We start from the raw sequence: 18744 nt of genomic DNA on the forward strand, positions 1-18744 counted from the left end.
CGCACACCAAAGCAGGCACCGCGCACCACGCAACAGCCCAACGCCGACACCGCGGCCCAGCCGCCCCAGGCCCCGACCCCGACCGCCCGCACACCAAAGCAGGCACCGCGCACCACGCAACAGCCCAACGCCGACACCGCGGCCCAGCCGCCCCAGGCCCCGACCCCGACCGCCCGCACACCGGAGCAGGCACCGCGCACCGCGTACCCGGCGCCCGACACCCCGCCCCGCCACCACCTGGACCCCGCACCCCTCGACCCGGCCCGGGAAGCAGTGGCCGGCGCGGATCCCGCCGTCGGCAGCTTTCCCCAGCCGCATCCGGCGTTCACCCCACCCGCCGCGGCCCTCGACACCACGCGCCATCCTCATCCGGTTGCCGCAGCCTCGGCCCCGGCCCAGGTGGGGGCACCACACACCCCATACCCCGACCCTGACACCCCTCCCCGACCGCATCCGGCGCCTGGCTCGCCCGGCCCGGCCCGCGAAGCGCCCCGCCCCGCCCAGCCCACCCCCGGCACCGCGTACGCGCGTTCGCTTCTCGCTGCCGCCTACGCCGCCGCCGGGCTCTTCGGGGCCGCTCTCGATGCCGCCGATGCCGCTGTGCGGGAGCTTGAGGCCCTCGGGGAGGACGGGCTGCTGCGCAGGCTGGACGCGGTGCACCGGGTGGCCGACGCGCTGTTCCACACCGGGCGCCGGCATGCGGCGCAGCGGTGGCTGGAGGCGGCGTCGTTGCCGGCGCGGGAGGCGGGGCAGGAGCTGGTGGCGGGCCGGCTGGAGCTGGGGCTCGCGCGGGCGCGGCTCGCCGCGGAGGATCACGCGGCGGCCGGCCGGTGGGCCGAGCGGGCGGCGGAGTCGGCGCGGCGGACGGGCGGTGTACCGCTGGCCGTGGACGCGGACCTGTGGCTGGCCCGGATCCGGCTCGCCGCCGGTGACGGCGTCGCCGCGCTCGCGGCGGCCCGCGCGGCGGCGCGGGGGGCGCGCCCGCTGGGCGGGGTGTGGCGGGACCGGGCACAGGCCCGGCTGCGCGAGGTGCGGCTCGTCCTCGAACAGGAGGCGCCGGCGACGGTGCCGTCGGCGGTGCGGGGTGACGGGGACACGGCGGACGGGGCGGGGACGGCGCCGGGGTCGGAGTCCGCGTCGCTGAGCCGGCGGGAGGCGCAGGTGGCGCTGCTGGTCAGTGAGGGCTGCACGAATCATCAGATCGCCGCCCGGCTCCAGGTCAGTCCGAAGACGGTGGAGACCCATCTCAGCCGTATCTTCAAGAAGCTCGGCATCACCTCGCGCGCCCAGGTGGCGCACTGGGTCGGAGTGGGCGCGGGCCCCGCCCGGGACATCGGGGGATGACGTCCCGGGCGGGGCTGGCAGACGGCGCCGGCCCGCGTGACGGGGGGATCGGTGGGACCGTGCCGTGGGCACCACCCTTGCGCCGCCGGCATGAGCGTGACTAAAGCGCGGCTGGCGTGCCACCAGCGGCGTCACCCCAACTAACTGCCGTGCAACTTGCTGCCACCGTCCCCGGCTGGCATCCGGGACCGTCGGTTTCGCACCCTTGTGGGCGTGGGCCGTCCGCGTGGCGGCCACGGGGACAGCGCGCGCCGCACGACGGGCCCTCCCCCACGCTCTGCGAGCAGGGAGCGCTCCCAACGCGCCGAGGAGAGACCATGACTGTCGACACGACCAGCAGCACCGTGCAGGGACTCACGTACGCCACCCGTCACTTGATCCACTGTCCGACGTCCTGGGAGCACTACCTCCTGGACGCGCCCAGCAGCGGCGAGGAGAACTTCGTCCTGGCCGGCGCCGTGCCCACCGGGCACCCGCTGTTCAACGACGGTCCGGGCCACTTCCACGACGCGCAATCGGTCACGGAGGAGGTCCGTGAGGTCGGCGAGTTCGTCGGCCACCGCTACTTCGGTGTGCCGGGTGACCGGCCGGGGCTGTTCTACCGGTTCTCGCTCGCCCTGACCGATCTGCGGGCCTGGCGCGCCGGTGACAGCGAGCCGCCCCGGATGACGACGCGGCTGACCGCCCGCCCCGACCACATGATCGGCGGGGTGCCGCGCGGCCTGACGTTCGGTGTCGACGTCCGCATCGACGACGTCCCGTGCTGCACCGGCAGCGCGGGCCTGGTGTTCCTCACCCCCGCCCTGCACCGCAACCACGTGGAGCACAGCCGCCGCGCCCTGCGGGCCGCGCCGGAGCTGGACGACGCCCCGGACGGCGCGGGCTGGCCGGTGGACCCGGCCGAGATCGGCCGCCGGTCGCCGGGCAACGTGGTGGTGTGCGAGCCGAGCGTGTCGGCGCAGGGCCGGCTGACGACGTGGATCCTCACCCGGGGTGACAATCCGGCGCTTGCGCCGTCCGACGACGGGCAGGTCTCGGGTCTGCTGCTGCTGGAGGCGCTGCGCCAGACGTCGATCCTCACGGCGGGCCGGGCCAGCGGGGTCGACGCCGACCGGGCCGTGGTCGCCGACTGGGACGTGCACTTCCGCGGCTACGCGCAGGCGGGGCTGCCGCTGCGCTGTGTCGCGGTGCCGGGGCCGCTGGAGCGGGACGCCGAGGGGCGCCCGTCGGTGCCGGTGACCCTGACGGTGACACAGCACCGGCGCGCGGTGGCCGAGGCCCGCACCAGTGTCGTGCAGGATCTGTGACCCGGGTGTCCGCATGAGGTTCCGCATCCTCGGCCCGATGGAGATCGAGGGCAGCGCCGGCCCCGGCGTGTCGTACACGCCGCGGGCCGCGAAGCTCCGTGTCGTGCTCGGCACGCTGCTGGTGCGCGGCGGCGAGGTGGTGTCCGTGCAGGCGCTGACGGACGAGCTGTGGCAGGACGATCCGCCGCGTACGGCGACCACCACGCTCCAGGTGTACATCTCGCAGCTGCGCAAGCAGCTCAACGCCGCCGAGGACGGGTTCGGCCGCGAGTCGCTGGTGACCCGGCAGCCGGGCTACGTGCTGCGCCTGGAGCCGGACCAGCTGGACCTGGCCCGGTTCGAGGCGCTGCACGCGCGCGGCCGCAAGGCGCTGGAGTCGGGTGACTTCGCGCAGGCGTCGGCGCTGCAGCGGCAGGCGGTCGAGCTGTGGCGCGGACCGCTGCTGTCGGACACCCCGCACGGTCCCGCGCTGGACGCGGCGGCGGTCCGGCTGGACGAGGCGGGCGTGGCCGCGCTGGAGCAGCGGATCCGGGCCGACCTGGAACTTGGCCGGCACCGGGACCTGATCGCCGAGCTCCAGTCGGTGACGACGCGGTACGCGCTGCGCGAGGAGTTCCACGGGCATCTGATGCTGGCGCTGTTCCGGTCGGGCCGGCAGGCGGAGGCGCTGCGCGTGTTCACGCAGTTGCGGCACACGCTGGTGGAGGAGCTGGCGATCGAGCCCGGCCCGGCGCTGCAGCGGCTGCACGGCCGGATCCTGGCGGGCGACGCCGGGCTGCTGGTCGACGAGGCCGCGCCGACCGGCACGGTCACCGTGGCGCAGACCCGGGGCCGGCCCGTCGCGCTGCCCAGCGCCGACCCGGCGTTCACCGGCCGGGACACGGAACTCGCCCGAGTGGTAGCCCTGTTGACGTCGGCGCCGGCCGGGACCTGCGTGGCCGTCGCCGGGATGCCCGGGGTCGGCAAGACGGCCCTGGCCGTGGAGGCCGCGCACCGCTGCGCGGACGCGTTCCCCGACGGCCGGCTGTTCCTCGACCTGGAGCCGGAGCCGGGCCGCCCGCTGACCGCCGCGCAGGCGCTGACCCGGCTGCTGCGGCGGGCGGGCGAGACGGGCCCGCTGCCGGAGGCGGTGGAGGACCTGCGGGACGCCCTGCACGTGCTGCTGGCGGGCCGCCGTCTGCTGCTCGTCCTGGACCACGCCGCCTCCGAGGCCCAGCTGCGTCCCCTGCTGCCGGCGACCGAGGGCTGCCGGGCGCTGGTCACCATCCGCCGCACCCCGGCGTCCCTCGCCGCGGTCCGCACGGTGACCCTGGCCCCCCTTCCGCCTGAAGCGGCCCGCGCCCTGCTGACCACCGCCTCCGGGCGGGCCCGGCCGGGGGCCACGTCCGGGTCGTCCGGCCCGGACGACCCGGGTGGGTCGCATGGGTCGGACGGGTCGGTACGGCCACGTGTCGCGGCCGGGGACGCTGTCGTACGACGGCTCGTCGGGCACGGTCGGGGCGCGGTCGGGGCCGACGACGCGCGGCGGCCCGCAGCCGAGGTCGCCACGCTCTGCGGGGGGCTGCCGCTGGCGCTGCGCAGCGCGGCGGCGCAGCTCGCGGCCCGTCCGCACTGGACCCTCCAGACCCTCGCGGACCGGCTGCGCGACGCACGCGACCGGCTGGACGCGCTGCGGGTCGGTGAACTAGACGTCCGGGACGTCCTGTTGACGGCGTACGCGGCGGCCACGGCGCAGCAGCAGCGGTCCTTCCGGCTGCTGGCCCTGCTGCCCGACGCCCCCTTCGAGACCGGTTCGGCGGCAGCCGTGCTGGGGCTCGGCGCCGAGGCGGCCGGACGCGGTGTCGAGAGCCTCGTCGACGTACGGCTGCTGGAGGCCGACGAGTCGGGCCGCTACCGCTTCCACCCGCTGCTGCGGCTGCTCGCCGTCGAACTGCTCGCCCGGCACGAGCCCGAGGACTCGGCGCGGGACGCGGCGGGCCGGCTCGCCGAGGCGTACGCGGACACCGGGCCGGTTCCGGGCGGTGCCGCGACCACCCCGCGCACCGATCTGCCGGCCCTCGTCGGCGTCCTGCGCACCGCGCACGCGCACGGTGCCTGGCCGTCGGCGCTGCGGCTGGCCGACGCCCTGTCCGGCAGCCTCGAATCGCACGCCGCGTGGCCCCTGTGGCGGACCGCGCACACGCTCGGGCTGGACGCGGCCCGGCGGGCCCGGGACCGGGCCGGCGAGGCGCGGATGCTGCGCTCGCTCGGTGATCTGGCCTGGCAGCAGCGGCAGTTGGAGCGCTGCGAGGAGCTGTACGAGTCGGCCGTGCGGGCGGCGCGGGGGTGCGCGGACGAGCATGAGCACGGGCGGGCGCTGGTGGGGCTGGCCGATGTGCGGTTGGACGCGGGGGCGTACGACGAGGCGGGTGTGCTGCTCGACATCGCCCTCGGTGCGCTTCCGGAGCGTTCGCCGGCCCGGTTCGACGCGCTGCGTGCTGGGGCGTTGCTCGCGCTGGACCTCGGGGACGCGGTGACGGCCGTGGCCCGCTTCACCGCGTGCCGCGAGCTGGCGGTCGCGCTGCGGGACCGGCGGTTGGAGGCGTATGCCCGCAGGTGCCTGCGGCGGCTCGGTGAGTCGGGGGTGGTTGCACCGGCGGTGGAGGTGCGGCCTGGGGTGTGGCGGTTGAGGGGTGTGGCGGAGGCGGCGTAGTTCGGTGCGGGGTGGGGTGGGGTGCGTCGTTGTTCGGGGGCCGGTTGAGTGTGGCTTGTCGCGCAGTTCCCCGCGCCCCTGAGGGTGTGGGTGTTGGCCGAGTTCAGAGGCGGCCGCTTGGGACGGGCGCCCCTTCGCGCAGTTCCCCGCGCCCCGAGGGTGTGGGTGTTGGCCAAGGTGGCAAGTTGGTGTTGGGACGGGTGCCCTTCGCGCAGTTCCCCGCGCCCCTGGGGGTTGGTGCTGGCCGGGTTGACAAGTGGGCGTTGGCGCGGCGTGTTCCTGGGGGTGGGTTTAAGGCGGGCTTTGGGGGTGGGGGGGAGTGTGGGGGGAGCCACCTTCAGGGGGAGAGCATGAGCGTTGTTGAGCGGGCTCCGCGGGTTTTGGGCATGCGGTCGGGGTTGGTGGGTGGGGGGCGCCCTCTTGTGGGGCGGGAGGCCGAACTGATCGGGCTTGGGGGGCGGTTGGGGGACGTCGGGGCTCGGCTGGTGACGTTGACCGGGCCCGGCGGGGTGGGGAAGAGCGCGCTGGCGGGGGCCTTCGAGCCCGCGCCGGGGCAGTTCCGGGGGGTGCGGACCGCCGATCTGGCACCCGCCGCGTCGGCGGACGAGGCCGCGGCAACCGTGCTGCGGCTGACCGCCGAACTTCGCAGGATCCCGGGGGATGCGGACGCCCTGCTGGTCCTCGACGGCTGTGACCATCACGGGGAGCCGTTGACCACCATGCTGACCGAACTCCTCACCCCCCGGGGGCGGTTGCGGGTGCTGGCGACCAGCCGGGAGCCCTTGCGGATCGCCGGTGAGCTGCTGCTTCCCGTGCGCCGGCTGCCGGTTCCGGCCGGGGCGTGCGACGATCCCGGTGAGCTGGCCGGCAACGCCTCGGCCGCCCTGTTCACGCGGGCCGCGCGGGACGTCGTACCCGGATTTGCCGTCACCGAGGAGAACGCCGCCGCCGTCGCCACGCTGTGCGTGCTGCTCGAAGGGCTGCCGCTGGCACTGGAGTTGGCGGCGGGGCGGCTGCGGCTGTTCACGCCGCAGGTGCTGCTGGCCCGGCTGCGGCACCGTGGCGGCGCGCTGACCGCGCTGTCCGGCGGGCCGGCGCACGCTCCGGCCCGGCACCGTTCGCTCGCCACGCTCGCGGAGTCCGCGGTGGCGGGTCTGAGCCGGGACGAGCTGACGCTGCTCGGCCATCTGGCCGTGTTCGAGCCCGGGTTCGGGCTGCCCATGCTGGAACGGGTCTCACCCCTGCCCCGGGCGGAGACGGACGCCGTCCTCGACGCGCTGCTCGACCGGAGCCTCGTCGTCGCCCTCGACCAGGAGCAGGGGGAGCCGCGGTTCGCGGTGCCCGAGCCGGTGCGCTCCCACATGGGAGAGGAACTCGCCGCCGACGGGCTGCTGGAGGCGGCCCAGGACCGGCACGCCTCCGCCTACCGGCACCTGGTCACCACCGTCGAGCCCCGGCTGACCGGGCCCCGGCAGAGTCACTGGCTGCGCGTGCTGGCCGCCGAGCACCCCAACATCGTGGTCGCGCTGCGCCGCCTGCGGCAGTGCGGCGCCGTCGAGGACGTGGCCTCGCTGGTCCTCGCCCTGCGTCTGCCCTGGCTGGTGCAGGGGCACCTGCGGACCGGCGTGGAGTGGTGCGACTCGCTCGGCCAGGACGAACCGGCACCGGAGGGCGCCGGCACGCGGCCCTCGCTGCCGGAACCGCTGCGGGCCCGCCTCGTCGACCTGTCCGCGACGTTCACGCTGGCCCTCGGCGACGCCGACCTCGCCGTACGGCGGCACCGCCGGGCCCTCGCCCTGTGCAAGCGGCTCGGTGACCGCCGGCAGACGGCACTCGTGACCGCCCGGATGGGCCTCGCGCTGCTCCGCCACGGCGACCCGGCGGGCGCGGTCGCGGCGCTCGGCCCCGCGCTGACCGCCCTGGAGTCGCTGGGCGCGGCCGCTCCGGCGGCGGACACGGCGGTCGCGCTGGCCGCCGCGCTGCGCACGCAGGGCGACACGCGCAAGGCGCAGGACGCCCTGGACAAGGGGCTCGACACGCATCGCCGGGTGGCGGACGCCCGCGGGCTGGCGGCGGCGCTGCGCGAGTCGGCGGCCGTGGCCGCGGAGCGAGACGACGCCCGGACCGCGGCGACCGCCCTGCGCGAGTGCCTGGAGCTGTACCGGTCACTGGACGAGCGAACCGAACTCCCTGGAGCACTGGAGGAGTTGGCGCTGCTGTGGCTGCGGACCGACGCGGCGGCGGGCGGCCCCCGGATCACTCGCGCCCTGGCGGCCTGCGCGGCCCTGCGCACGGCACTGGGCAGCTCCTCCGGCGCCACGCGCCGGGCGGCCGTCGAGGAGGCCCTGGACGCCTTGCGCTCCCGGCTGTCCAGGACCGGTTTCACCGTGGCCTGGGCCGAGGGCCTGCGGATGCCGGCGGCCACCGCGGTCGAGGAGGCGCTGGCCGCTCCGGCGCCCGACACCCGCCCGGCCGTCCCCACCCCGGAGGCGCAGCCGCTCACCCCCCGGCAGGTGCAGGTGGCGATGCTGGTCGCGGAGGGGCTGACCAACCGCCAGATAGCGGCCCGGCTCGACATCTCGGAGTGGACGGTCGTCAACCACGTACGGCAGATCATGCGGAGACTGGGCTGCACCTCCCGCCTGCAGGTGGCGTGGTCGGTGGGCCGGTGGACGTGACCGGCCGGGACGCGGGCCCGGTCCCGCTGCCGGACGGGTCGAGCGTGCCCGCGGCCGTCGCCGGGCGGTGGCGCGCGGCCGGGCTCTGGCGCGCCGAGGGTTTCGTGCACGACGTGCTGCGCACCGCCGCGGCGCACCCCGACCGTCCCGCCTTCGTCGGCCACCGCGCCCACCTGCCGCCGGACCGGCGCACGGTCACGGTGTCGTACGCCCGGCTCGCCCTGTGCATGGACCGTTTCGCGGCCGCGTTGCGCTCCCTGGGGGTCGGGGAGAACGACCCGGTGGCAGTGCAGCTGCCCAACTGGTGGGAGGCGGCGGCCCTCGCGCTGGCCTGCTGGCGGATCGGCGCGGTGGTGGTGCCCGTGCTGCCGGGGGTGCGGGCGCCCGACCTGGAGCGGATCCTGGCGGACACGCGGGCCCGGGTGTGCGTGGTGCCGGACCGGTGGGAGGAGTACGGCCACGCCGAGGTGCTGGCGGAACTCGCGCACCGGCTGCCCTGGCTGCGGCGCCGGGTGGTCGTCGGGGACGCGGGGCCGACGGGGGCGGTGGATTTCGGGACGTACTTCCTGCGCACCGCACACGAACGCGGCCCGCACGGCCGCGACCTCCCCCTCTCCCTGGCCACACCCGACCGCCCCGCGCTCCTGCTGACGGTCATGGGCATGGGCGAGGACCACGGCGCGGTACTGCACACGGCCAACACCCTGTACGCGGGATTCGCGGCCCAGTCGAGAGAGCCGGAGCCCGGGGCGGGGGGCGAGCCCGGTGACGGGTCTCGGGGTGCGGTCGGGGAGGGGTGTGCGGGCGCCCCCGGTACGACCTCCGGTGCGGTGACCGGTGTGTTCGCCACGCCCCTCCCCCTCACCTCCCTCGCCTCGCTCCTCTACTCGGTGTGCTGGCCGTTGGCGGCCGGTGGCACCGGGGTGTTCCAGGATGTGTGGGACCCGCGGGTCTTTCTCGGTCTGGTCGAGTCCGCCGGTGTCGACCGGGTGTACGCCACGCCCGCGCTCTGGTCCGAGCTGCTGGCCGCGCAGCGGCAGGAACGCCGGGACGTGTCGGGACTGCGGCTGGCGCTGACGGGGGGCCGCGTGGACACGCCTCCCGCGCTGCCCGGGGACCTGCGCGCCGAACTGGGCGTGCGGGTGCGGGACGTGTGGGGGTCGCCCGAGGCGGGGCTGGGCGCGCTGTCGGACGGCTCCGGGGAGCGCCCGCTCCCGGGACTCGAGGTGGCGCTGCGGAACGGACGGCTGGCGGTGCGCGGGCCCTCGGTCGCCACGGCGTCCTGGCGGCACGGGGAACCGGTGACGGCGGCCTGGGAACGGTCGGACGGCTGGCTGGACACGGGGGACGCGGCGCTGCCTGGGCGGCCCGGCGAGGTCACGGTGGTGGGCCGCGCCGACGAACGCACCGGCGGGCTGTTCGTCGTACCGGTGGACGCGTTGGAGGCCGCGCTGCGGTCGCACCCACGGGTCGGGGAGGCGGCCGTGGTGGAGTACACGGACGCCACGTACGGGGAGATGCCGTGCGCCGTGGTCGTGCCCGCGCTCCAGGAGGAGCCGCCGGGGCTGGTGGAGTTGCGCGAGCATCTCTCCCGCGCCGGGCTCACGGAGGCGTTCCTGCCGACCCGCCTGGAACTGGTCGGCTCCCTCCCCCGTGACACCCAGGGCCGCCTCCGCAAGGAAGCCCTCCGCACCTGGCTGACCCGCCTGCGCCCCGGCACACCCCGGCCCCGCCCGGTCGCACCGGACTGACCCGCCCGCAGAAGGCCGCGCCGGGGCCGGTACCCGGGCGAGGCCGCCCGGCCGTGAGCCCCGCCGGGACGGCCGCCCGCAACCGCGTGAGCGCGTGTGCCGACGGCTGCGGTCCAGGCGGCGCCCGTCTCACACCGCCGCGACCCGGGAGGCGAAGGTCACCAGTTCTGTGCGCCACTCCGGTGGCAGGGAGGCGTCGGCGGCGGTGCGGGACGCCCTCTTGACCAGGTCGCGGATCATGCGTTCGGCCACGTCCCGTTCCTCGCCGTCGAGGAGCATCTCGCGGAGCAGGTCGGCCTCCCAGGCGTACTCGGGGCCGCCGTCGAGGAAGCCGCGCAGGCGCCACGCGGCGTGCAGGGCGGCGGCGTACGACTCGTAGGCGGGGGTGAGGTCCGCGCGGCCGGCGAGGGCCGCGCCGATGAGGAGGGGTGCGCGCAGGGCGTACCACCCGGCGCGGCAGCCGCTGTCGCAGCCGGAGACACAGCGGCCGGGCCACGGGTCGTCGAGGTAGGCGACGGTCATCGCCTCGCGGGCGTACAGGCCGATGGACCGGTCGGCGCGCAGTTCGTCCCAGTGGTCCCGTGCGGCGCCGGTCAGGGCGCCGCCGGTCAGCCGGCCGGCGCAGGCGAGGGCGAGGTCGCCGGCGAGCGTCGCGGCGTACGCGCCGTGCCGGCGGGCGTCGCCACCCCAGCCGCCGCGTTCGTGCTCGGCGGCATGCGCCACGTGCAGGGCGGGCATGCCGCGCCGTACGGCCACCCCGTCGTGCTCGTCCGCGCGCAGCAGCGCGGCGGTGTCGAGGAGTTCGAGGGCGGCGGCCGCGTCGACGGCGCGCTCGTCGTCCGGGTCGCCGCCGGCCGCGAGGTAGCCGGTGAGCAGGACGACGGGGCGGACCCGTTCGCCGCCGGCCGCGACGAGCTCGGCCAGTGACTCGACGAGACCGGCGGCGCGCGCGTGCCCCGCGTGCCGGCGGTACTCGTCGCCCAGGACCGCGCGCAGTCTCGCCTCGACGCGGTCCAGCATGTCCTCGCGCCGGCGGGCCGGGGCGGTTGCCTTGGGGTCGTGTTCCGTCAGCATGGCGACCTCCTGCGGGGGTTACGTTCTGCGACCGACCCTGCTTCCTGCGTGAGGTGACCACAACGGCGACATGCGAGGGCGCCCCCGCGTCGCCTGCGCTTTCGCGGGGGACGTCCCCGTGTCCTGCCATGCCGGGGCGTCCGGCGGCGCGACCTTGCCATGCGCTTGCCACAAGCCATCCGCCGCTTTAGCGCGGTGGTGCTGTATGGAGGCGCTGCTCGACACGCAGACCGGGCACCGGCCCGGCCCCACGCTCGTCCTCAGGAGATCCCATGGCGAACAACTCCCCGGCGAACAACTCCATGTCGAACAACAGCAACAACAACTCCAACAGCAACGCGAACATCAGCAACAACAACATCGACAACATCAACAACGCGATGATGAACGACGACATCGACACCCCGCGTCTGCAGAGCGTGACCGCCACGGACCTCAACGCCCTCGCCGAGGACCTGTCGATCGTCGCCAACGACAACAACAGCAACAACAACGCGAACAGCAACTCCAACAACAACTCGAACGACAACGTCAACAACTGACGTGGCGCCTGAGCGGGGCGGGGCGCGCCCGCCCGCCCCGCAGGCCGACCTCACCGGTGACCCCCACGCCGTCACCGCCTACCGCGACGAGCGCCGGCGCCTGCAGCGGGAGGCGGTCCTCGGCACCGGTGACCTGATCGAGAAGCTGCTCACCGAGCGTCGTGCCCGGCTGGCCGCACTGCGGCGACTGGCCTGGGTGCGGCGCTTGTTCGACGTCACGCACCGTCAGGTGCGCCAGGTCCTCGCGGCCCCCCGGTACGCCGCCGTACTGCCGCTGCGCCGCTCGATGCTGGTGCACCTGGCCGAGCTGCCCCTGCCGCTGCCGGCCGACGACCTGATCCTGAGCCATCCCACGCACGCCCCGGCCGCCGAGATCCTGCCCGGCCTCGCGGAGCTGCGGCCCTGGCGCGAGCCGGTGCTGCGCATCCTCGCCGAGTCCTCGCTGGCCGAGCGCGGCACACCGTTCCGTACCGTCGGCCCCGCGCACGCCGCCGTGATCCTCGGGGCCGACGGGCCGACCCTGGGCGCCCTCGCCGGGGTCGCCCACGAGCTGGGCCACTGCCTCTACGAGCGGGCCCGCCCGGGTACCGGTCTGCGCACCCGGCTCGCCTCCGAGCGCCTCGCGCACCGGCTGGAGGAGCAGCTGACGGCGGCGTACCTGCGCGAGCACGGCACGGCCGAGGAGGCCCGCCGCTGGTGGCTGTACCAGCGGCAGGTGGACGCGTTCAACCTGTACTACTTCGAGCTGGAACGCGCGCTGATGCGCGAAGAGGCGGACACGGTCGAGGAGTTGACGACCGAGTCCGCCTCCGCGCTGCGCGAGTCGCTGTTCATCGTCCCGGGCAGCCAGGTGGTGTACGCGCGGGCGTCACTGGCCCGGCTGCCCGTCGGCGGCCCGCAGTGAGGCGGGCCGCGCGTCGGTCCAGTGGCGGTCGATGTGGTCGAGTACGGCCTGCCGGGGCGCGGCGGCGAGGTCGACCCGCCAGCCCGCCGGCACGTCGGCCGCGGCGGGCCACACCGAGTACTGGCCCTCGTCGTTGACCAGCGCCAGGTACTCGGCGCCGGGCTTCTCGAACGGCGTACCGCTCATGGTGGTGGTCTCTCCTTCTCTCACGGCGGAACCCGGGACGCGCCCTCTCAGGCGAGGTCCAGGGCCTCGCTGAACGGCAGGTCGGCGGGCAGGTCCTGGCGGCGGGTGATGTTCAGCTTCCGGTAGACGCGGGTGAGGTGCTGTTCGACCGTGCTGACGGTGATGTACAACTTCAGGGCGATCTCCCGGTTGGTGTGGCCGTGCACGGCGAGCAGGGCGACCCGCTTCTCCGACTCGCTGAGTTTCGCGTCGAGTTCGGCGTGGCGGGCGGCGTCGGGAGCGTCGGCGGCGGCCCGGCCGGGCAGGATCCGCTCCCTGAGGGTCTGGGCGCCGCATTCCTTGGCCAGCTGCCAGGCGCGCCGGTTGACCATGGTGGCCCGGCCCGGATCGCCCGACTCCTTGAACGCCTCGGCCAGGTCGGCCATGGCGCGGGCGAGTTCGAGCCGGTCGCCGGAGCGGCGCAGCTCGTCGACGGCGTGGGTGAGCAGCGCGGGGCGCTCCGCGGGCTCGGCGAGGGCCGCCTTCAGACGGACCGTGAGGCCGTTCACCCACGGGTGGGCGATGTCCCGGGAGGCGAGCTGGTCGGCGACCAGGCGGGCGGCCTGGCGGACCTCGCCGAGCTGGAGCAGCGCGTCGGCGGCGAGGGTCCGCCAGGGCAGCACGACCGGCCGGTCGATGCCCCAGCGGCGCATGGCACGGCCGATGTCCAGGTAGTCGGCGAGCGCGGCCTGGTAGCGGTTGGTGGCGAAGTAGTAGGTGCCGCGCGCCTTGAGGTGGGCCAGGAGCTGGAACGTTCCGGCAAGGCCCTCGGGCTGCGGGCGGCACACCTCGCGGCCGGCGTCGTCGTGCCGGCCCATGGGAGTGCGGGCGGCGGCCAGCGTGGCACCGGTCCAGCTGTGGAACAGGCTGTCGTCGTGCTCGGGCACCAGCGAGCGTGCCTCCAGCGCGAGTTGCTCGGCCCCGGGCAGGTCGCCCTGGCGCAGCAGGGCCTCGGCGCGGGTGAGCGCGAACACGGCCTGCCAGCCGGGCGCGCCCCGTCGGGCGGCCTCGTCCAGGTAGGTCTGCGTCCAGGGCAGCGCGCGACGCGGACCGTCGAGGTGCAGCAGGGCACGCAGGGCTTGCAGGACGGGTGCGAGGGTGGTCTCGGCGGGGCTGGTGCGCCGCAGCAGCGCCTCGGCGATCTCGGTGCCGCGGGTGGAGCGTTCCCACTCCGGGACGCCCCAGAAGGCCACCGCCCAGCCCGGCCCGTGCGGGGTGGCGGGGGCGCGGTGCGCCTGCGCCTGCGCCTGCGCCCCGGACAGTGCGCGCTCCTTCGGCCGGGCGGGCACGACGGGGGGTGCGGGCCGCGCCGCCCAGTGCGGGAAGGCGGACAGTCCGTCCAGCAACGGCACACCCCGCAACTCGTCCCAGACACCGGGCTCGCCGGGAGCGGCGTCGGCGCCGGGCGCCCCGGGGAACGCGGCGTGCCCGTCCGGCACAACGCGCTGCTGCGGCGCGACCGCGCCCTCCCCGGACCGCCGGAAGCCCCTCCCGCCCGCCACGCCCGGGCTCTCGGAGTACCGCCCGCCCACGCTCGCACGGGCCACGCCCAGCCTGTCGACGGACCGGCCGTACGGCCCTACGCCCGAGAGCCCCCGTTCATCGGCGGACCTGCCCGACAAGCCGGCGCCGGAACTGCCCCGCCCCTCGATGGACTGGCCGTACGCCCCCACACCGGTGTTCTCGGCGGACCTCCCCGACAGCCCGTCGTCGGACACGTCTCGCCCCTCCGCGGACCGGGCGTACGACCCCGCGCCCGAGAGCCCCCGGTCGTCAGCGGTCCTGCCGGACAGCTGGGCGTCGGACACACCCCGGCCCCCGGCCGACCTGCCGCAGGCCCCCGTACCGGGCGTACCGGGGTTCTCGCCGGGACGTCCCGGGAGTCCCGCGACGAGGGCGCCCGCGTCCGGAGCTTCGGCGGGACGGCCGGGCGCCGGGGCACCGGGTTCGCCCGCGCCCTCGGTGAAGCGGTGGGACGGCGCCGTGGCAGGCAGATCCCGGCTCTCCGCGGGCCGGTGGGACGGCGCCGTGGTGGACGCAGCCCAGTTCTCGGCGGACCGGCGGGACGGGGCGCTTCCGCTCTCCGCCGGCCGGGCGGACGGCATCCCGGCGGGCGCGTCCGGGTGTTCGTCGGGGCGCCGGGCGGCTCTCGTGCCCGGCTCGCTCACGCTGTGTCCGGGGCGCCTCGTGCCCGGTTCGCCCGGAGTCTCCGGGGACGGCCCGGGCGGCCTCGCTCCCGGTATGCCGGGGTCCGCGGCGGTGCGGGCCGGGGGCCTCGCGGTGGTGTGGCCCGGGTACTCGGCCGACGTCGTGCGCGGGCCGGACGGGCGGTGCGGGACGGCGCCCGGCAGGGGATGGGCGGAGGCGGAGGAGGCCTGGTGCGGCGTGAGTGCGCGCAGCACCTCGCCGGCCTCGTCGATCCGTCCCTGGGTGACCAGCAGGCGGGCGAGCCGGGCGGCGACGGGTGACGGGAGCCGGCCGGCGCGCAGGGCGGCCAGCGGCTCGGCGAGCTGCTGGTCGGCGGCGGCCGGGTCGATGGCGAGCTGGGCGGCGGCCAGCGCGGTGCGCAACTCGGCGCTCTCCGCCGGGTCCTCGGTGCCCTCAAGCGCCACCTGGAGGCACTCCAGGGCCTTGCGGTGTTCGCCGTCGGCGAGCAGCCGGTCGGCGGCGGCGCGCAGCACCGGGCCGGCCCAGGCGGGTGCTGGCTCACCCGCCGCGAGGAGCTGCATGGCCACGTCGGTGGCCGGATGCCCCTGGGCGTGGGCGAGTTCGGCGGCCCGCTGGTGCCGCTGCGGACGCACGGCGGAGTCCAGGTGGTCGAGCAGGGCGGTGCGCAGCGCCGGGTGCCGGAAGGCCGTGCCGTCCAGCAGCCCGGCCCGGGTGAGGGCGTCCAGGCAGTCCTTGACCTCGCCCTCCGGCAGGCCGAGCAGCCCGGCGACGGTGCCCGCTGCGGCGAGGGAGCCCAGCACCGCGACGGCTCCCGCGACGTCCTCGGTCCGGCTGCCGCTGCGCCGCAGACACGCGAGGAAGGCCTGGACGAAGGCCCGTCCCGGCCCGCCGTCCTCGGTCAGCGCCCGCAGCAGCAGCGGATTGCCTCCGGTGAGGGCGTGGGCCTCGGCGGCGCCGCGCGGGCCGGCGCCGGAGCGCTCCAGGACCGCCGCGACACCGTCCCGGGTGAGCGGGGCGAGTTCGATCCGGGCGAAGCCCGGCCTGCGCAGCAGGTCGGTGCCGAGTTCCGGGTCGTCGGCGCGTTCGTGCAGCGACTCGGCGAACACCAGCAACACCCGGGCCCGGCGCAGCCGGCCGGCGAGGTGGAGCAGATAGCGCCGGGAGGGCTCGTCGACGAGGTGCAGGTCGTCGACGCAGATCGCCAGCGGCGTGTCGGCCGCCAGCCGCTGGACCGCGGTCACGAAGACCTGGCGGGCCGCGATCCCCTCGGCGCCCGCGGACCCTCCGGCCTGCGCGGACCCTCCGGCCTGCGCGGACCCTCCGGCTCCCGCGGTCGCCAGGTCCGGCACGGCGTCGAGCACCCCCTCGGGGGCCGCCGCCGCCAATTGCGCCACCACGCCGAACGGAATGTTCCGTTCAGCCCGCGCGCCCTCCGCGCGCAGCACCAGCGCCTTGGCCCGTACGGCCATTTCGGCGGCCGATTCGAGCAGTTCGGTCTTTCCGCAGCCCACCGCGCCCTCGATGAGCACGATCCGGGCGGCTCCGTCGACCGCCTCTCCCACTGCGGATTCCAGCAACTGGATTTGATTTCTCCGGTCCATATGCATCGCCGCCGCCTCACATCCCCCGTTGTCAAGGAAGCCGAAATCCGCCGGAACTTATCGGAGTACCGAGAGGGACTTCTTCGTGACTTCCTCCAGACGTCCCCATGACTTCCCCAAGACAGCGCAAAGAAATTCCCTCGCGCGGGGCAACCGTCCTTCAAGGCCCCAGTTTAGGGGCCCTGTTGGCGCATGCCGGTGACCGAAAGCTGCACGACAGCAAGTCCCCCCGGCCCCGCCGGCGGCCTGTCAAGAGGGCAGAATCCGCCGGGGGACGTCCCTCGGGTGGCCGGGACGGCGCCACTCGCGCGGGTAGCCGACGGACACCTCCTCGAAGCGGACGCCGTCGTGGAACGTCGTACGGGGGATGTGCAGATGGCCGTAGACGACGGCCGCCGCCCGGAACCGCACGTGCCAGTCGGCGGTCAGCGCGGTACCGCACCACTGGGCGAACTCCGGGTGGCGCAGCACGTCGGTGGGGGTGCGGACCAGCGGGAAGTGGTTGACCAGGACGGTCGGCAGGGCCGGGTCGCAGCCGGCGAGCCGCCGCTCGGTCTCGGCGACCCGCGCCCGGCACCAGGCGTCCCGGCTGGGGTAGGGGTCGGGGTGCAGCAGGAACTCGTCGGTGCACACCACCCCGGCCGCGTACGCCTGCTCCAGCGCCTGCTGCTTGGTGCGGGCGGTGGGGGTGCGGAACGAGTAGTCGTACAGCAGGAACAGCGGTGCCACGACGACGGGTCCGCCGGGGCCGCACCACACCGGGTACGGGTCCTCCGGGGTGTGCACGCCGAGGCCGCGGCAGATCTCCACGAGCCGGCGGTAGCGGGCGTCGCCCCTGAGCTGCACGGGGTCCTCGTGCGCGGTCCACAGGTCGTGGTTGCCGGGCACCCACACCACGCGGGCCCACCGCTCGGCCAGCACGCCGAGGGCCCACTCCACGTCCGAGAGCAGCTCCCCCACGTCCCCCGCGACGAGGAGCCAGTCTCCCGGGTCCTCGGGGCGTACCCCGTCCAGGATCCGCCGGTTCTCCTCGAACGCCACGTGAAGGTCGCTGATGGCCATGAGTCGTCCGTGCGCCATTCAGCCGACCCTAGGGTGCGCCGACATCCGGGGAGTACCCCTGAAACCCCCTAGCGGGGCAGCCGGTTCCCTGCGGGCCGGTGGGCGGCTCGTCGCGCAGTTCCCCGCGCCCCTTTCAGGGGCGTTGACGGCATCGCCCCTTCAGGGGCGCGGGGCGCTGTCGACTTGCGGCTCCGCCGCGTGGGCGCGACAAGCCCCCACCGGCCCGCAGCCGTATGACAACCGCATGGCAACCCCACGCCACAACTCCCCCCACCTAGCAAGGGACCGTCGCTTCGCGGGCCCCGGGGCGGCCAACCCCGGCCCACCACCCGCTCCCCGCTGGAGCCGGCACACCCCCGACGGCCAAGTTGGCGACACAGCCGCACCGCAGACCCGCGAGACGGCCCGTCCCACGAGGGTGATCCCCATGATCGAAACGCTGCTCCCCGCCGAGGTCGCCGCCGTCGACACGACAGTGGACCGCACCGACGTGGCCCTCTTCCCCGCCGAGGAGGCCCAGGTCGCCCGGGCCGTCGAGGCGCGGCGCCGGGAGTACACGACGGCCCGCTGGTGCGCCCGGCGCGCGATGGCCGCCCTCGGCCAGGACGCGGCGCCGGTGCTCCCGGGCCTGCGGGGCGCGCCGCAGTGGGCGCCGGGGCTGGTCGGCTCGGTGACGCACTGCGCCGGCTACCGGGGTGCCGCCCTGGCCCGCGTGGAGGACATCGCGGCGCTCGGCATCGACGCGGAGCCCAACCAGCCGCTGCCGGAGGGGATCCTGGAGTCGATCGGCCTGCCGCAGGAGCGCTCCTGGGTGGCGCGGCTGCTGCGCACCGCGCCCGGGGTCCGCTGGGACCGGCTGCTGTTCTCCATGAAGGAGGCGGTCTACAAGGCGTACTTCCCGCTGACCGGGCACACCCTGGAGTTCGAGGACGCGCTGCTCACGGTGGACGCCGAGCGCGGCACGTTCCTCGCGGCGCTGCTGCGCGACCCGGCGGCCGAGCCGGGCGCGGGGCGGCGGGTTCTCGGCGGGCGGTTCTCGGCCACGCACGGGCTGGTGTTGAGCGCGATCGCCGTACCGGCGGTGCGGCACGCGACGCTCGCGCGGACGCCCGCAGGCGCCCCCCTGCCGGTCTGAGCGGGGAGCGCCTGCGGGCGAAGAAGGCGGTGGGCGCGGTTTACGGCCAGCGGTCGTCGGGGCCGTCGGTGTGGTCCGTCGCCGTCACCACCGTCGCGTGGTGCGCGGGGGCGCCCTGGCTGTCCCCATGCGTGCCGTAGAGTATGGCACCGGTAAACAACACACCAAGAGCAGTACCCAAAGCTGCACTACGAGCGACGATGTTGATCATGTTTGTCATGGCGTGCACGTTTCCCCCTGAAGACTCGATGACTCGGCGT

General features: G+C 75.8%; 13 protein-coding genes. 8 read left to right on the top strand and 5 right to left on the bottom strand.

Annotated elements, in window-relative coordinates; genetic code table 11:
* From ABZ854_RS15585 to ABZ854_RS15605, 5 genes are all read left to right on the top strand, one after another.
* Positions 1-1344 (top strand): LuxR C-terminal-related transcriptional regulator (locus tag ABZ854_RS15585; RefSeq protein WP_361210092.1); only part of this gene is annotated, 1344 nt, incomplete at its 5' end.
* A 317-nt stretch (positions 1345-1661) separates the two neighbouring features.
* Positions 1662-2651, top strand: coding sequence for an AfsA-related hotdog domain-containing protein (locus ABZ854_RS15590; protein ID WP_361210095.1), 990 nt, complete (start codon positions 1662-1664; stop codon positions 2649-2651).
* A gap of 13 nt (positions 2652-2664) precedes the next feature.
* A complete protein-coding gene (locus ABZ854_RS15595; RefSeq protein ID WP_361210098.1) occupies positions 2665-5343 on the top strand; it encodes a BTAD domain-containing putative transcriptional regulator in 2679 nt (892 codons plus the stop codon).
* A 485-nt stretch (positions 5344-5828) separates the two neighbouring features.
* Positions 5829-8021, top strand: coding sequence for a LuxR C-terminal-related transcriptional regulator (locus ABZ854_RS15600; protein WP_361210101.1), 2193 nt, complete (start codon positions 5829-5831; stop codon positions 8019-8021).
* Entirely contained in the window at positions 8012-9772 is a 1761-nt protein-coding gene (locus tag ABZ854_RS15605) for an AMP-binding protein (protein ID WP_361210104.1), read from the top strand. Before ABZ854_RS15600 ends, ABZ854_RS15605 begins: the two co-directional genes overlap by 10 nt.
* Positions 9773-9901: 129 nt before the next feature.
* Here the strand turns inward: ABZ854_RS15605 and ABZ854_RS15610 are convergent, their stop codons facing one another.
* A complete protein-coding gene (locus ABZ854_RS15610) occupies positions 9902-10846 on the bottom strand; it encodes a polyprenyl synthetase family protein (protein WP_361210107.1) in 945 nt (314 codons plus the stop codon).
* A 272-nt stretch (positions 10847-11118) separates the two neighbouring features.
* On the opposite strand from ABZ854_RS15610, the gene ABZ854_RS15615 reads away from it, so the two are divergent.
* The gene (locus ABZ854_RS15615; RefSeq protein WP_361210110.1) at positions 11119-11388 is read left to right on the top strand and encodes a hypothetical protein; all 270 of its coding nucleotides are present in this window, start codon (positions 11119-11121) and stop codon (positions 11386-11388) included.
* A gap of 1 nt (position 11389) precedes the next feature.
* A complete protein-coding gene (locus ABZ854_RS15620; RefSeq protein ID WP_361210112.1) occupies positions 11390-12292 on the top strand; it encodes a hypothetical protein in 903 nt (300 codons plus the stop codon).
* On the opposite strand, the gene ABZ854_RS15625 is transcribed toward ABZ854_RS15620, so the two are convergent.
* From ABZ854_RS15625 to ABZ854_RS15635, 3 genes are all read right to left on the bottom strand, one after another.
* Positions 12257-12478 carry an MbtH family NRPS accessory protein gene (locus ABZ854_RS15625; RefSeq protein ID WP_361210115.1) on the bottom strand — a complete coding sequence of 74 codons (222 nt, stop codon included), beginning with the start codon at positions 12476-12478 and terminating at the stop codon, positions 12257-12259. The two genes, ABZ854_RS15620 and ABZ854_RS15625, sit on opposite strands and share 36 nt — an antisense overlap.
* 47 nt (positions 12479-12525) lie before the next feature.
* A complete protein-coding gene (locus ABZ854_RS15630) occupies positions 12526-16293 on the bottom strand; it encodes an AAA family ATPase (protein ID WP_361210118.1) in 3768 nt (1255 codons plus the stop codon).
* Between the two features lie 243 nt (positions 16294-16536).
* Positions 16537-17367 (bottom strand): metallophosphoesterase, encoded by an 831-nt coding sequence (locus tag ABZ854_RS15635; RefSeq protein ID WP_361210120.1) that lies wholly within the window; start codon positions 17365-17367, stop codon positions 16537-16539.
* A gap of 409 nt (positions 17368-17776) precedes the next feature.
* Here ABZ854_RS15635 and ABZ854_RS15640 point away from each other — a divergent pair, with 409 nt between their 5' ends.
* Positions 17777-18484 (top strand): 4'-phosphopantetheinyl transferase superfamily protein, encoded by a 708-nt coding sequence (locus ABZ854_RS15640; protein ID WP_361210123.1) that lies wholly within the window; start codon positions 17777-17779, stop codon positions 18482-18484.
* A gap of 40 nt (positions 18485-18524) precedes the next feature.
* On the opposite strand, the gene ABZ854_RS15645 is transcribed toward ABZ854_RS15640, so the two are convergent.
* Entirely contained in the window at positions 18525-18695 is a 171-nt protein-coding gene (locus ABZ854_RS15645) for a hypothetical protein (protein WP_164992264.1), read from the bottom strand.
* Positions 18696-18744: the final 49 nt, after the last annotated feature.

Origin of the sequence: Streptomyces sp. NPDC047028 (assembly GCF_040644095.1) — a bacterium.
Classification (GTDB): domain Bacteria; phylum Actinomycetota; class Actinomycetes; order Streptomycetales; family Streptomycetaceae; genus Streptomyces.

Coding starts and splice junctions, on each gene's coding strand:
- ABZ854_RS15635 (WP_361210120.1), bottom strand. CDS start 17,367: ATGGCGCACGGACGACTCATGGCCATCAGCGACCTTCACGTGGCGTTC.
- ABZ854_RS15645 (WP_164992264.1), bottom strand. CDS start 18,695: ATGATCAACATCGTCGCTCGTAGTGCAGCTTTGGGTACTGCTCTTGGT.
- ABZ854_RS15590 (WP_361210095.1), top strand. CDS start 1,662: ATGACTGTCGACACGACCAGCAGCACCGTGCAGGGACTCACGTACGCC.
- ABZ854_RS15625 (WP_361210115.1), bottom strand. CDS start 12,478: ATGAGCGGTACGCCGTTCGAGAAGCCCGGCGCCGAGTACCTGGCGCTG.
- ABZ854_RS15615 (WP_361210110.1), top strand. CDS start 11,119: ATGGCGAACAACTCCCCGGCGAACAACTCCATGTCGAACAACAGCAAC.
- ABZ854_RS15610 (WP_361210107.1), bottom strand. CDS start 10,846: ATGCTGACGGAACACGACCCCAAGGCAACCGCCCCGGCCCGCCGGCGC.
- ABZ854_RS15595 (WP_361210098.1), top strand. CDS start 2,665: ATGAGGTTCCGCATCCTCGGCCCGATGGAGATCGAGGGCAGCGCCGGC.
- ABZ854_RS15640 (WP_361210123.1), top strand. CDS start 17,777: ATGATCGAAACGCTGCTCCCCGCCGAGGTCGCCGCCGTCGACACGACA.
- ABZ854_RS15630 (WP_361210118.1), bottom strand. CDS start 16,293: ATGCATATGGACCGGAGAAATCAAATCCAGTTGCTGGAATCCGCAGTG.